The 14,801-nt window shown below is 58.0% G+C and carries 14 protein-coding genes; 11 read left to right on the plus strand and 3 right to left on the minus strand.

The genetic code is table 11. The annotated features are described in order from the left end of the window. Positions 1 to 30 precede the first annotated feature (30 nt). The 3 genes from ACR0JE_RS11235 to ACR0JE_RS11245 form a co-directional block, all read right to left on the minus strand. On the minus strand, positions 31 to 1,608 hold the full coding sequence (locus ACR0JE_RS11235) for a gamma-glutamyltransferase family protein (RefSeq protein ID WP_480864220.1): 1,578 nt from the start codon (positions 1,606 to 1,608) through the stop codon (positions 31 to 33). 217 nt (positions 1,609 to 1,825) lie between these two features. Further along, positions 1,826 to 2,275 (minus strand): ATP-binding protein, encoded by a 450-nt coding sequence (locus tag ACR0JE_RS11240; RefSeq protein ID WP_480543084.1) that lies wholly within the window; start codon positions 2,273 to 2,275, stop codon positions 1,826 to 1,828. Positions 2,276 to 2,294: 19 nt separating this feature from the next. After that, on the minus strand, positions 2,295 to 2,633 hold the full coding sequence (locus tag ACR0JE_RS11245; protein WP_170533359.1) for an STAS domain-containing protein: 339 nt from the start codon (positions 2,631 to 2,633) through the stop codon (positions 2,295 to 2,297). Between the two features lie 103 nt (positions 2,634 to 2,736). Here ACR0JE_RS11245 and ACR0JE_RS11250 point away from each other — a divergent pair, with 103 nt between their 5' ends. The 11 genes from ACR0JE_RS11250 (at position 2,737) to ACR0JE_RS11300 (ending at position 14,610) form a co-directional block, all read left to right on the plus strand. Next, complete coding sequence (locus ACR0JE_RS11250) at positions 2,737 to 3,909, plus strand: acetyl-CoA C-acyltransferase (RefSeq protein ID WP_480864221.1); 1,173 nt, start codon at positions 2,737 to 2,739, stop codon at positions 3,907 to 3,909. A 71-nt stretch (positions 3,910 to 3,980) separates the two neighbouring features. Further along, positions 3,981 to 4,433, plus strand: a complete 453-nt coding sequence (locus tag ACR0JE_RS11255) for a GAF domain-containing protein (protein ID WP_480543080.1) — start codon at positions 3,981 to 3,983, stop codon at positions 4,431 to 4,433. Between the two features lie 124 nt (positions 4,434 to 4,557). Beyond that, positions 4,558 to 5,127, plus strand: a complete 570-nt coding sequence (locus tag ACR0JE_RS11260; RefSeq protein WP_480864222.1) for a helix-turn-helix domain-containing protein — start codon at positions 4,558 to 4,560, stop codon at positions 5,125 to 5,127. Beyond that, the gene (locus ACR0JE_RS11265) at positions 5,127 to 5,750 is read left to right on the plus strand and encodes a LysE family translocator (RefSeq protein ID WP_480864223.1); all 624 of its coding nucleotides are present in this window, start codon (positions 5,127 to 5,129) and stop codon (positions 5,748 to 5,750) included. The genes ACR0JE_RS11260 and ACR0JE_RS11265 overlap by 1 nt, the downstream gene beginning before the upstream one ends. Positions 5,751 to 5,754: 4 nt before the next feature. Beyond that, entirely contained in the window at positions 5,755 to 6,135 is a 381-nt protein-coding gene (locus ACR0JE_RS11270) for a GFA family protein (RefSeq protein ID WP_480864224.1), read from the plus strand. A gap of 15 nt (positions 6,136 to 6,150) precedes the next feature. Continuing rightward, positions 6,151 to 8,598 (plus strand): GcvT family protein, encoded by a 2,448-nt coding sequence (locus ACR0JE_RS11275; protein ID WP_480864225.1) that lies wholly within the window; start codon positions 6,151 to 6,153, stop codon positions 8,596 to 8,598. A 20-nt stretch (positions 8,599 to 8,618) separates the two neighbouring features. Then, the gene (locus ACR0JE_RS11280; protein WP_480864226.1) at positions 8,619 to 9,095 is read left to right on the plus strand and encodes a cupin domain-containing protein; all 477 of its coding nucleotides are present in this window, start codon (positions 8,619 to 8,621) and stop codon (positions 9,093 to 9,095) included. A gap of 12 nt (positions 9,096 to 9,107) precedes the next feature. After that, on the plus strand, positions 9,108 to 10,160 hold the full coding sequence (locus tag ACR0JE_RS11285) for an alcohol dehydrogenase family protein (protein WP_480864227.1): 1,053 nt from the start codon (positions 9,108 to 9,110) through the stop codon (positions 10,158 to 10,160). Positions 10,161 to 10,172: 12 nt separating this feature from the next. Next, complete coding sequence (locus ACR0JE_RS11290) at positions 10,173 to 11,066, plus strand: homocysteine S-methyltransferase family protein (RefSeq protein ID WP_480864228.1); 894 nt, start codon at positions 10,173 to 10,175, stop codon at positions 11,064 to 11,066. A 17-nt stretch (positions 11,067 to 11,083) separates the two neighbouring features. Then, positions 11,084 to 12,067, plus strand: a complete 984-nt coding sequence (locus ACR0JE_RS11295) for a GlxA family transcriptional regulator (protein WP_480864229.1) — start codon at positions 11,084 to 11,086, stop codon at positions 12,065 to 12,067. Between the two features lie 89 nt (positions 12,068 to 12,156). Continuing rightward, on the plus strand, positions 12,157 to 14,610 hold the full coding sequence (locus ACR0JE_RS11300; protein ID WP_480864230.1) for a GcvT family protein: 2,454 nt from the start codon (positions 12,157 to 12,159) through the stop codon (positions 14,608 to 14,610). Positions 14,611 to 14,801: the final 191 nt, after the last annotated feature.

The following is a 14,801-nucleotide window of genomic DNA, read 5'->3' on the forward strand; positions in this document are numbered from 1 at the left end:
TTGGGCTTGTGGGGCCAAAGGTGACTGTGTCTAGTACCCGAGTGCACAGCCATCCTTACGTGGATCGCTGCCGCCTTCCAACACACCATCCTCACGGATACGAATGGCCTGAGCCCCGCCAAGCGGAGTTTCTGGAATCGTGACAGTATGGCCAATATCTGCCAATTGTTGAGCGACCTTATCTGGGAAGCCACGTTCCAGTTTCAGAACTCCGCCATCGGCAAAAGCACGGGGGGCATCGATGCTGGTTTGTATCCCAAGATTGAAATCTGTCAGGTTCGATACAAACCGGGCGTGGCCTGTTGGCTGATAAGCCCCGCCCATCACACCAAACGGCATCATGATGCGCCCGTTCTCGGTCAGCATGCCCGGTATGATTGTATGCATCGGACGTTTCCCGCCGCCCAATTCGTTGGGATGGTCGGGCTCTAGCGTGAAACCTGCCCCACGGTTTTGCAGCAGAATGCCGTATTTTTCCGAAGCAATCCCCGAGCCGAAACTGTGAAAGATTGAATAGATTAGCGATACGGCCATCCGGTCCCGATCAACAACTGTGATGTAAACCGTGTCTTTGTGAATGGCTTCGGTCAGCGGCGCGGGAGACCCGATTGCACGTTTGGGATCGATCAGGGCAGCGAGGCGTTCGGCCACGTCTGGGTCGAGGAATTGTTCCGTGCGCGCGGTGTGGTCCGGATCGGCGATGAAACGGTTGCGGGCATCATAAGCCAGTTTGGTGGCCTCTGCCTCGATATGAACCCGATCTGCGCCAAACGGATCCATGCTCGCCAAATCGAAGTGTTTCAGGATGTTCAGAAGCAAGATGGCGGTTGCGCCTTGTCCGTTGGGTGGATGTTCAACCAGATCAATGCCGCCGTAGCTGCCGTTCATCGGGTCTGTTGGCGTGCAGTCGGTGCGTTCAAAATCATCGGCAGTGTGGACACCACCGAGTTGAGACAGGGCAGCCAGCATATCCTGTGCAATTTCACCTTTATAAAAGGCCTCGCGCCCGTTTTTGGCGACGCGGCGCAACACCTCGGCCTGACCGTGGGATCGGAAAACCTGACCAATCTTGGGCACCTGTCCATCGATCAGATAGTGTTGTTTGGCGGCCCCTTGCAGGGTTGCCGCACCGCTTTGCCAGTCAAAGGCGACGCGCGGTGCAACCGGAACACCCAACTCGGCATAGTGAATTGCGGGTTGCAGAATTGCGTCCAGACCAAGCCGCCCTTCAGTTTCAGACAGATGGCAAAAGGCATCGACGGCGCCGGGAATTGTTACCGCATCGGGGCTGGTCAGGGGGATCGCGGTCAGCGACCGGGCGCGCAGCGCTTCGGCATTTGTATTGGCCGGGGCTCGGCCCGATCCGTTCAGTGCGCGAACCTTGTTCTCACCCGCCCGATTGAACAGGACAAAGCAATCGCCGCCCAGCCCGGTCATTTGTGGTTCGCAAATGCCCAGCAGCACCGCCCCGGCAATGGCAGCATCCATCGCGTTACCGCCTTGCGCCAGAATATCAAGCGCGGCCTTTGCCGCCAGAGGATGCGATGTCGCGCACATTCCCTCGGTTGCCAGAACCTCGGACCGTCCAGGCAGGTGCAAATCGCGCATGACTTCTCTCCTCTTCCTTACCGTGGCGAAGGTAAAGTGAGGGGAGGGATTGTCCAGTGATTTCAAGGGGAGGGAGGTTCCTCGGCGCCGTTCACTGGGTGGGGGCTGTGACACTTGGCGCCGAGGGAAGCTATCTGAGCTACGAGTCACTGTATGATGGTTGTTTGCGGCGCCACAATGGTTCGAAAAAGGCGTTATTGTGGCGTTATGTCTGTAGTTAAGGCTGGCGTTCAAAGTCGAACCTTAGGGACAGGCGATTGCATCCCTGGTGTCGCTCATAGCAAATATCACTGGTCAGTTGATTGATTAAAAACCAACCAAACCCGCCTTCGGGCAAATCCTGTAGGTCCGTTTCGACCGAGGCTGGGGTTCCATCAGGCAATTGATACCCGGGCATCGGGTTCCCGGTGTCCGAGATCAAAATATCCAATCGGTCGCGTTCCAGCCGACAGGTTACCTGCACCTTAGCGGGCGCGATCCCCTCGTAGGCATGTTCAACGACGTTATTGATTGCCTCGGCCAAGGCAATCTTAACATCATCTGCCATATGATCGGGCAACCCCTGCTGCGATAACCCGGCGCTGAGCTGTGCAATCCCGGCGCTGGCTTCCAACTCTGTGGCGGGAAAGCTGAGCTCCAGGCAGGTTTCGTTCCGTATCGGCGTCACGCAGTCCACTCCTGCCAGATCAGTCCAACGTCTCTGCCAAGGCATCGTCCAGAGTGGTGAACAGTTTGAACACTGTGTCCATGCGCGTCAGGCGAAAGACCTTTTCGACAACCGGTTGCAGGCCTGACAAATCCAGCCTGCGCCCGTCCCCAAGCTGTTTCATCGAGGCAACGATGGCACCCAGTCCGCTCGAGTCGATGAATTCGACCCCTGCCAGATCTAGTATGACGCGGTCGCATTCCGTTTCGGTTTCGCGCCGCATATCCTCCTTAAACTGGATGGCCATAGCAGCATCAATTCTGTCAGATTCAACTGTTATGACCTGAGTGGCCCCGGTCGTTTTGCTGGTCAGACCCATTGTGACCGCCCTCTTCGCTAAAACTAAGTCGTAGAAATACGCTAGACGGCAAATCTTACCATTCGGTATTCAAGGGGTGGAAATCGAACAAAGGAAAGCCGGGATGAAAGATGTTGTGATCGCAGGGGCCGCTCGTACCCCGATGGGTGGGTTTCAGGGCATGTTTGATGGCGTCTCGGCGGCGGAGCTTGGTGGAACGGCGATCCGGGCGGCTCTTACGCAGGCAGGTACCCAGACAGTGGATGAGGTTCTGATGGGTTGTGTTCTTCCCGCAGGCCAGGGGCAAGCCCCCGCACGTCAGGCCGGGTTTGCAGCTGGTCTAGGCGAAGACGTGCCCGCAACAACGCTGAACAAGATGTGCGGGTCGGGTATGAAAGCTGCCATGATGGCCTTTGATCAGATTGCGCTGGGTCATGCGGACCTGATGGTCGCGGGCGGAATGGAGAGCATGACAAATGCACCTTATCTGTTGCCTAAAATGCGGGGGGGCGCGCGCATCGGGCATGGGCAGGTTATCGATCACATGTTTCTTGATGGTCTCGAAGACGCCTATGACAAAGGCCGCCTGATGGGCACCTTTGCCGAAGACTGTGCCGAGGCCTATCAATTCACGCGCGAGGCGCAGGACGAATACGCCCTGCAATCTTTGTCTAACGCATTGGCTGCACAGGAAAACGGCGCCTTCGACGAAGAGATCACGCCCGTATCCGTGCGCACCCGCAAGGGTGAGGTAACCCAGTCCACGGATGAGCAGCCTAAATCCGCCCGGCCTGAGAAAATCCCGACCCTTAAACCTGCCTTCCGCAAAGATGGCACAGTCACTGCGGCCAACGCTTCCTCAATCTCGGATGGTGCGGCCGCGTTGGTACTGGCGTCTGCCGCCCAGGCCGAAGCGCAATCTCTGACTGTCCGAGCGCGGATCCTGGGCCACGCCAGTCATGCGCAAGCGCCGGGTCTATTCACGACGGCTCCGGTTCCCGCAGCGCGGAAACTGCTGGATCGGATCGGTTGGTCAACCGAGGATGTTGATCTATGGGAAGTGAATGAAGCCTTTGCCGTCGTCCCCATGGCTTTCATGCATGAAATGGGATTGCCACGTGAGAAGGTGAATGTGAATGGCGGCGCCTGCGCGCTAGGTCATCCCATTGGCGCATCGGGCGCGCGGATTATGGTTACGTTGCTGAACGCGCTGGAAAAACGGAACCTCAAACGCGGTATCGCAGCGATTTGTATCGGCGGCGGGGAAGGCACAGCTATCGCCATCGAACGCGTTTGACCCTTCATCTTTTTCCAAATACTTCGGGGGTACGGGAGCTGGTCCCCGTTTCCCTTACCTGAAAGCGCGTCATGACCGTCGACTACGATACCCTTGCCAAAACCATCGCGTCCCTGACCGAGGGGGAAACTGATCATGTTGCCCTTATGGCCACTATCGCCTGCGAGGTGCATCATTCCGATGATCGTTTCGACTGGACCGGGTTCTACCGCGTGACCCAGCCCGGCCTGTTGAAGATCGGTCCCTATCAAGGCGGCCATGGCTGTCTGGTCATCCCGTTCGAGCGCGGTGTTTGCGGGGCCGCCGCGCGCACGGGCCAAGTGCAACTGGTGCCGGATGTGGAGGCCTTCCCGGGGCATATCGCCTGTGCCTCCTCCACCCGGTCTGAGCTGGTTCTGCCGGTGCGTGATGCCACGGGTGAGGTGATCGCAGTGTTTGACATCGATAGCGACCAGCCAGATGCATTTGATCAATCGGATGCAGATCGCCTTGAATCGATCCTGACCCAGACATTTGGCGGGTAGCACACGCGTCTCACTTCAGTGAGTCAACACGGCGTAAACGCACGTGAAAAAATTCTTGGAAATTTCACAGAACTGCGCCATCGTGAAAAACGAGATGTAAATTTCACGAGATTCGGAGCGCCCTTTGAACAATCAGGCCCCGCAAAGTGCCACACTCGGAGCGGATCTGCGCGCCTTGCGCAAGGCGCGGGGGTTAACCTTGTCCGAGATTGCCGAGCGTCTTAACCGCTCCGTCGGGTGGCTCAGCCAGGTTGAGCGCGACATGTCCGACCCGTCGATCTCGGACCTGCGCCAGATTGCCGAATGTCTGGGCGTGCCGATGTCGATGTTGTTTGCGCATTCGTCGGTGCCCGCGGAAGAGCAAGGTTATGTGGTTCGCGCGGGCTCACGCCGACCTATGGGCTCGGGCGAGGAAGGGCTGATCGAAGAGTTGCTGTCGCCCGATCTGACAGACGATTTCGAAATGGTTCATTCCACCTTTGAACCCCGATCAAGAATGCAAAAGCCTGCCAATCGACCGACGCAGGAAGTTGGATATATGATCTCGGGCCGGCTGGATCTGACCATCGGTGCGCGCCAATACGCCGTCGGACCGGGTGACAGTTTTCGGATCAAGCATGAACTCTATCAATGGGCGAACCCCTATGATGAGCCTGCGGTGGCTATCTGGGTGATCGCCCCGCCGGTGTATTGATGAGCTTTGAAGCCTGGACCATATTCGCACTGTTCTGGGTGGTGTTTGTGACCACGCCGGGGCCGAACGCCGTCAATTGTATCTCGAACGGGATGAGCTTGCCACTTCACAAGGCTATGCTGGGGGTTCTTGCGATCCTGACGCAGGCAAGCGCATTTCTTATCTTTTCGGCGCTAGGGGTCACAGCGCTGATTGCTGCCTCTCCGACCGGGTTCTTCATTGCAAAATTGATCGGCGCCGGTTTCCTGATCTGGCTCGGGATACGCGGCTGGATGAGCGCAGCAAAGCCAGCACCCGCCAGTGAAAGACCCGCAAGCCATATCTATCTGCACGCGTTGGCCGTCGCGACAATCAATCCCAAAAGCGTGGCCGGATACCTTGCCGCCTTTTCACAATTTGTGCAGCCCGACGTACCTGTTTGGCAGCAGATGGGGGTGATCATGCCCACCGCACTGGTGATCACCGCGCTCAGCTATACAGGCTTCACATTGTTGGGCGCGATGATGGGCAAAGCAGCCTTGGGTGCTGTGTTCAATGTCTGGGTGCGCCGCGTTATGGCGACCTGTTTTATCATCTATGGCGTGTTGCTGGGGGCCAGCTCCACGCCCGCAGCAAGGGGGTAACACCATGTATTCCGGATCTTGTCTCTGCGGTTCTGTAACCTTTGAGATTGACGGAGAATTGTCGCCACCTTCGGCCTGCCATTGCGGCCAGTGCCGCAAGCAATCTGGGCATGTTTGGGCCTCGACCTGGACGCATGAGGACAATTTAAGTTTTACCGCCGATGACACGTTGAAGTGGTTCGAAGCCTCCGACATCGCACGCCGTGGGTTTTGTGGGGCGTGTGGTTCATTCCTCTTCTGGCAGCACAATGCCGAAGACACAATTTCGATTTCCATGGGGGCGTTTGACGCGCCTACCGGACTGCACCTCGCCCGCCACATCTTTGTGGCTGACAAGGGCGACTACTACGACATCACAGACGATCTGCCCCGAGAGGCACAGTAACAGGGATCAAAACCAATGAGCGATTTTCCGAAAAAGGCCCGCGTGGTTATCATCGGCGGCGGCGTGGTGGGGGCCTCGTCCCTGTACCACTTGGCCAAGAAAGGCTGGACCGACTGCGTTCTGCTGGAAAAGAACGAATTGACCGCAGGGTCCACTTGGCACGCGGCTGGCAACGTGCCGACTTTCTCGACCTCATGGGCAATCATGAACATGCAGCGCTACTCGACCGAGCTCTATGCGCGTCTGGGCGATGAAGTCGACTATCCGATGAACTATCACCAGTCGGGTTCGATCCGGCTGGCGCATAGCAAGGAGCGGATGCAGGAATTCGAACGCGCCTTGGCGATGGGCCGGTATCAGGGCATTCCGATGGAAATGTGGACCCCGGAAGAAGCTAAGAAGCGCTATCCCTTCCTGGAAACGCATGATCTTGAAGGCGTTCTGTATGACCCAACAGATGGCGATATCGATCCGGCCCAGCTGACACAGGCGCTGGCCAAAGGTGCCCGCGATATGGGTCAAAAGATCATCCGCTTTTGTCCGGCGACAGGTGTGACTCAACACGACGATGGCACCTGGACGGTGCACACAGATCAGGGCGATATTTCTTGTGAATACGTGGTTAATGCCGCCGGTTACTACGCACAGCGCGTAGGTGAATGGTTCAAGCCTTTTGGTGGTCGGACCGTTCCAGCAATGGTCATGAGCCATCAGTACCTGCTGACCGATGAGATCCCCGAGATCGAAGAATGGTCCAAGGAAAATGGCGGTAAGCTGCCTCTGCTACGGGATGTGGACGTATCCTACTACCTGCGGCAAGAGAAGCACGGCTTCAACCTCGGCCCGTATGAGCCCAACTGTAAGGGCCACTGGATGACCGAAGATGACCCGATGCCCGAGGATTTCTCGTTTCAACTCTGGAACGACGATCTGGACCGGATCGAAGACATTGTCACCGATGCGATGGAACGGGTGCCGCTAATGGCGACCTCGGGCGTGGGCCGTGTTATCAATGGCCCGATCCCCTACGCGCCGGACGGTCTGCCGTTGATCGGCCCAATGCCGGGTGTGAAAAATGCGTTTGAGGCGCATACCTTTACCTTCGGCATCGCGCAGGGCGGGGGTGCCGGCAAGGTGCTGGCGGAATGGATCGTTGATGGCGCCACCGAATGGGATATGTGGGCCGTCGATCCGCGTCGTTACACAGATTACTCCGATCAGGACTACTGTAACCAGAAGGGTCTGGAGGTCTACGGCAACGAATATGCGATGCACTTCCCCTATCACGAATGGCCCGCCGCGCGGGACAAGAAGCTGTCGCCGGTGCATGACAAGGTCATCGCGCACGGCGGTGTCATGGGCGCCTACAACGGCTGGGAGCGCGCCAACTGGTTTGCGCAGCCGGGTGACGATACCTCGCTTGAGGCCACACACACCTGGGGTCGCTCGGGCCCGTGGGAACAGCGGATCAAGGAAGAATGCGAGGCCGTACGCGACCATTGCGGCGTGCTGGACCTGCCCGGGTTCTCTCGGTTCATGGTCAAGGGTGACGGCGCGGCCGAAGCGCTACGTGGGTTGGTCGCGGGCGGCTTGCCCAAAGTCGGTCGTATCAACCTGGTCTACATCTCCGATCCGCGAGGTCGCATTCTGACCGAGATGTCCTGCCTGCGACTGGGCGAGGATGAGTTCGTCATGATCACCGCCGCAACAGCTCAGTGGCATGACCGTGATATCCTGAAAGCCGCGATGCCCGCTGGCGTCAGTGTCGAGGATGTCACCACAACACGCGACACGCTGATCGTGACCGGCCCGAAATCGCGCGAGGTTCTTTCGGGTCTGACCGATGCCGACCTGTCGCTGGGATGGCTGACCCATCAAAGCGCCACTGTGGCCGGGCAGCCTGCCCATCTGATCCGTGTGTCCTTCGCAGGAGAACTGGGCTGGGAAGTCCATGCCCTGAACGCCGATATGCCAGCCATCTACGACGCGATCCTCGACGCCGGGGCCAAGCCGTTCGGGATGTACGCCCTGAACTCCTTGCGCATCGAAAAGGGATACCGTGCATGGAAGGGCGATCTGAGCACCGACTATTCGCTGCTTGAAGGCGGGCTGGAACGCTTCGTCAAACTGGACAAGCCGCAGGACTTTCCCGGCAAAGCCGCTATCCTGAACGAAAAGCAGCAAGGTGTTAAGAAGTCCTTTGTTACGCTGACCGTTGAAGCCGGTGAGTGCGACGCGCCCTACATGTCTTGCATCTGGCAAGGGGATCAGATTGTGGGTGAAACGACCTCGGGCGCATGGGGCTACCGTGTCGGAAAGTCCATCGCGCTGGGCATGGTCAAAACCGATGCCGCGAACCCGGGAACCGAGCTTCAGGTGGAAATCTGCGGCCAGAAATATCGTGCTGTGGTAGAACAGGACCAACCGCTCTGGGATCCGGCGAACGAGCGGCTGCGCGCCTGATCGTCAAAAGGAGACCCAAAATGGGCAGACGCTATTCAGTTCTGGGGCCTGGTGAAGGCCCCAACTATGACTGGGAAAACGACCATACGTTTGTGAAAGTGTCCGGTCGGGATACGAATGGCGCTTATACCTTGATGGAGGACAATCTGAAGGCCAGCTTTGCGCTTGGCCTTCATCGTCATGAAACTCACGCTGAAACGTTCTATTTTCTGGATGGTGAGGTTGATTTTTACATCGATGGCGATTGGCATCGCTGCGGGGCAGGGGCAACGATGCACGTGCCCCCCGGTGTGCCGCACGCGTGCCGAACAGCGGGCAATGCACCCGCAAAGATGCTGATGATCTACCAACCTTCGGGTTTTGATGATTTTCTGTCTGAGATGGCGAATATGAGTGAGGCTGACTTTGCCGATGAAGCGAAGATGGCAGCACTCAATGCCCGCTACGACATTGTCCCGATGGGCCCCGTTCCTCCCCATCCAGACGACGCAGATTGAGCGACGATCCCTATGACCATCCCCACCAAAATGTCCGGCGTTTACCTGACCCACCATGGTGGGCCCAAGGCGCTGGAATGGCGCGAGGATATTCCAGTGCCAACACCCGGACCGGGGCAGGTTCTGGTGCGCGTTGCAGCTGCCGGGGTCAATAACACGGATATCAACACACGGGTCGGCTGGTACTCTTCGGATGTAACCGGCGCTACGGATGACGTCGATCAGGATGTCGAAGCCGGGGGCTGGGGCGGTGCGTTACAATTTCCTCGGATTCAGGGGGGTGATCTGTGCGGCATTGTCGAAGCTGTTGGTTCCGATGTGGGGTTCAAACCCGGGCAGCGTGTGACCTGCCCGATCAACCTGCCACGTCCGCGCCCCGGTCACCCACACGGGTTTATCGCGCTGGGGTCCGAGATTGATGGGGCCTTTGCGCAATATTGTCTGGTGGAGGCGGATGATCTTTATGACGTCTCCGCTTCGCCCCTGTCAGATATCGAGATCGCGGCCATACCTTGCGCCTTTGGGACCGCCGAGAATCTGCTGACCCGCGCGGGTGTCACCGCTGGTCACAAGGTCCTGATTACCGGCGCATCGGGTGGCGTAGGTCTGGCCGCTGTGCAACTGGCCCGTCTGCGGGGCGCGCAGGTCTGGGGCGTGACCGGGGAAGTCAAAGCCGAGGTTGTGAAATCTCAGGGTGCGGTCGGCACCTTTGACCGCGATGCGCCTCTGCCTGCCGATATGTTCGATGTTGTGATCGACGTGGTTGGTGGCCCGGCATGGGCAAATCTGATCCTTGCGCTGAAACCCGGCGGCCACTACGCCGTATCCGGCGCAATTGCAGGCCCGATCGTGCAGGCGGACCTGCGCGATATCTATCTGCGCGATATCACCATCCATGGCTGCACGCATCAATCGCCCGAGGTCTTTGGCCGCTTGGTCGAACTGATGAATGCCGGTCACATCAAACCGTTGATCTCCCAAACATATCCCTTAAAGGATATCGCCAAGGCGCAAGAGGCGTTTCAGTCCAAAGCGCTGCCGGGGAAACTGGTGCTGATCCCGTAAGGAAGGTTTGGTATGGCGAAGATTACTTTGTTGGATGGCTCAATCGGGCAAGAGCTAGTGAAGCGCAGCGGCAAGCGCCCGACGCCCTTGTGGTCAACGCGGGTGATGATCGATCATCCCGAACTGGTCCGAGAGGTACATGCCGAATACTTTGCCCGGGGCGCAACCGTTGCCACGACCAACACCTATGCTGTTCACCGCTCGCGCCTGGTGCGCGAAGGGATCGAGGATCAGCTGTCGTTGTTGATTCAAACCGCTGTGACCCAGGCTAAGGCCGCGCGGCCGGACGGGGTTGGGCGGGTCGCTGGATCGTTGGGGCCTCTGCTGGCGTCATACCGACCCGACCTGATGCCCAACCCGGATGACGCGGCTCAAAAGTTCGGCGAACTGGTCGCGTTGATGGCGGATGACGTGGATCTGTTCCTGCATGAAACCGTGTCCTCGGTTCTTGAGGCCGAAGGAGCCCTGCGCGGGACGGCCAACTGTGGCAAGCCTGTCTGGCTGGCCGTGTCGGTGATGGATAAGGACGGAACACGCTTGCGCTCAGACGAGCCGCTGCAGGATATCGTCCCACTGGTCGCCGAACATCACCCCGACGCCGTTCTGATCAACTGCACCCGGCCCGAGGCCGTTCCGGCGGCGTTGGATGTTTTGTCCGGCATGGATTTGCCATTCGGGGCCTATGCCAATGGTTTTACCCATATCGCAGATGGGTTCCTGAAAGACGCCCCGACTGTAGATGCGCTGGAACAGCGCCATGATCTGGGCCCCGAGGCCTATGCCGATCACGTGATGGCTTGGGTCAATCAAGGTGCAACGATAGTCGGCGGATGCTGTGAGATCGGCCCGGACCATATCGAAGCACTAGCACGGCGCCTTAAATCTGCCGGTCATCAGATCGTCTGAGACATGTGCGGGGCTGAATGACAGATACACCCGTTTCAGCCTCTGCCGATCAAGGCGGTGATCTTGTCCATTTCGACATACTGGTCGCGCCGGGTTATGTGCTGCTGGAACTGGCCTCCTTGGTTGATGTGCTGCGCATTGCCAACCGGGTCTGCCCGTCTCCCCGATTTTCGTTCAGCTACCGATCCCTGCGTGGAGGGCCGGTTGCCAGCAGCAGCGACGCAACCGTTGAGACCAAAGCCGTTTTGCCCAACCCGACAGCGGCGTATCTTTTTGTCATAGGCAATACCAACCCGGATCAGCCAGACCTGTCGCTGGGTCGTGTCGTCTCGGACTATACCTATCGCGGTGCACAGGTATTCCTGTTGGCCGAAGCCGCCAGCCGTTACATTGACGAACAGGGCATAGCCGATTTGGCAACGCATTGGGAAAACGCATCTTTTCTGCGTGAACGTGGTGCAGGGTTTGAGGCTAAACTGTCGATCGCAACCGAACGTGGCGCGGTGGTGACCTGCGCCGGTATGGGGGCGACGACCGATATCGCGCTGGCGGTGATCGGGCGCCACATCTCGGGCGCTGTGCAAATGACGGTTGCCGATATAATGCTGCACGAAAACATCCGCGATTTTTCGTCCTTGCAGCCGTTTTCTGGTGCCAAGACCACGGCGACCGGGGACCTCAAGCTGGATCAATGTATCAAGCTGATGCAGGCAAACATCGAAGAACCGCTGCCCATTCATGAGATCGTAGACCTGCTGGGCTTGTCGAACCGGTCGCTGGAACGGAAATTCAAAGCCTTCTTCGGCACCACGCCCAATGGGTTTTACCGCGAAATGCGGCTGGCCAAGGCCAACAACCTGTTGCTGAACACAACCATGAGCGTGCGCGAGATCGGCCTTGCCTGCGGCTTTCCAAACGGGTTCTCGTCGGTCTACCGAAGCTTTTTCGGGGTCACGCCTTTCGCGATGCGGCGCCAGAAGAGGCAAATCGCCCAGAGGTGATTTTTGCAGATACGCTGACGTTTTTGATGGGTTTTCTGTCGATCTTTCGTGTCATTTATAAAAAAACCTGACAAAGCGGAGTCTGCACAATGGTTGATCTGCCCAGCAAAGCCCAAGTGGTCATCATCGGTGGCGGTGTCATCGGATGCTCGGTTGCCTATCATCTGACCAAGAAGGGCTGGAAAGATGTTGTCTTGCTTGAGCGCAAACAGCTGACCAGCGGCACCACATGGCACGCGGCGGGTCTGATTGCGCAGCTGCGTGCGACGGCCAACATGACCAAGCTGGCGAAATACAGTCAGGAGCTTTACGGCGCGCTAGAGGAAGAAACCGGCGTTGCCACCGGGTTCAAGCGGGTCGGTTCCATCACCGTGGCCCTGACCGAAGAACGCAAGGAAGAGATTTACCGTCAGGCCGCCATGGCCCGCGCCTTTGGGGTTGAGGTCGAAGAAATCTCGAACGAGCGCGTGCATGAGATGTATCCGCACCTGAACCTTGATGGTATCAAAGGGGCTGTTTATCTGCCGCTCGATGGGCAGGGCGATCCGGCGAACATCGCGCTGGCTTTGGCCAAGGGTGCGCGACAGCGGGGCGGGATCGTCAAGGAGCGGGTGAAGGTCACCGATATCGTCCAACAGGGCCGCACCGTCACAGGCGTAGACTGGGTGGCAGATGATGGCAGCGCCTCGGGCCATATCGAATGTGATATGGTGGTGAACTGCGCGGGCATGTGGGGGCATGAGGTTGGCCGCATGGCGGGCGTGAATGTACCGCTGCATGCGTGTGAGCATTTCTACATCGTTTCGGAACCCATCGAAGGTCTAACTCCGTTGCCGGTTTTACGCGTACCGGATGAATGCGCCTATTACAAAGAAGACGCAGGCAAGATGATGTTGGGCGCGTTTGAGCCCGACGCCAAGCCCTGGGCCATGAACGGCATCCCAGAAAGTTTCGAGTTCGATCAACTGCCCGAAGATTTCGACCATTTCGAGCCGATTCTTGAAGCTGCCTGTGAACGCATGCCGATGCTGGCCGAGGCAGGTATACATACCTTCTTTAACGGCCCGGAATCGTTCACGCCGGACGACGCATATCATCTGGGTCTCGCGCCTGAGATGGATAACGTCTGGGTGGCCGCCGGGTTCAACTCGATTGGAATTCAATCCGCTGGTGGCGCAGGCATGGCGTTGGCCGAATGGATGGACAGTGGCGAAAAGCCGTTCGATCTGGGCGACGTGGACATCAGCCGGATGCAGCCGTTTCAGGGCAACAAGCAATACCTGTTCGAACGCTCGAAAGAGACATTGGGCCTGCTTTACGCTGACCACTATCCCTATCGCCAAAAGGCCACCGCGCGCGGTGTGCGCCGGACGCCGTTCCATCATCAACTGAAGGAACAAGGGGCCGTTTTCGGCGAATTGGCGGGTTGGGAACGCGCCAATTGGTTTGCCAATGACGGGCAGGAACGCGAATATCAATACAGCTGGAAACGTCAAAATTGGTTCGAAAACTCTGCCGCCGAACACCGGGCCGTGCGCGAAAATGTCGGCATGTATGACATGTCTTCCTTCGGCAAAATTCGCGTTGAAGGGCCGGACGCCGAAAAGTTCATGAACTATATCGGCGGCGGCGATTACGCGGTCGCCAATGGCAAGATCGTCTACACCCAGTTCCTGAACCGAGCGGGTGGGATCGAGGCCGACGTGACAGTTACCCGCCTCACCGAGACCGCCTATCTGGTGGTCACCCCGGCGGCGACCCGCCTGGCTGATCAGACTTGGATGATGCGCCAGGCGGGTAATTTCAACGTGGTCATCACGGATGTCACCGCGGGCGAAGGCGTGCTGGCCGTGATGGGCCCGAACGCGCGCGCGCTCCTGGAGAAAGTTTCGCCGGCGGATTTCACGAACGCGACCAACCCTTTTGGTACAGCGCAGAACATCGAAATCGGCATGGGCCTGGCCCGTGCCCATCGTGTGACCTATGTGGGTGAGCTTGGTTGGGAGATCTATGTCTCCTCAGACATGGCCGGCCATGTGTTCGAAACGCTACATGACGCCGGGCAAAACATGGGGCTGAAGCTGTGCGGGATGCACATGATGGACAGCTGCCGGATTGAAAAAGGTTTCCGCCATTTCGGGCATGATATCACTTGCGAAGATCATGTGGTCGATGCGGGGCTAGGTTTTGCCGTCAAGGTTGACAAGGGCTGCGATTTCATTGGCCGTGAGGCCGTGATCACACGCAAAGAAAATGGGCCTCAAAGCCGTCTGGTACAGTTCAAACTGACCGATCCCGAACCGCTCCTGTTCCATAACGAACCGATTGTGCGGGATGGCGAATATGTCGGCTATCTGAGTTCCGGCAACTACGGCCATACGTTGGGTGGCGCTATCGGCATGGGCTATATTCCTTGCGAAGGTGAGAAAGCCGCCGATGTTTTGGCCTCGACCTACGAGATCGATGTCTGTGGCGTGAAGGTCAAAGCCGAAGCTTCGTTGAAACCAATGTATGATTCCAAATCCGAGCGCGTCAAAGTCTGAGACGGATCAGGGGGCTCTGCCCCCGGCGCCCTTCGGGCACCTCCCCCGGGATATTTCGGGCCAGATGAAGCACGGGATCCTGAATTCATCTGGCTAAAGACATCTCGGAGCGCGAGGCAGAGCCTCGCAGAATTTGAACTGAATTGTGCATAGGGTCAGACATTGACCCATCACTATTCGTTATGTTGGGC

It is taken from the genome of Ruegeria sp. H3, assembly GCF_056533095.1.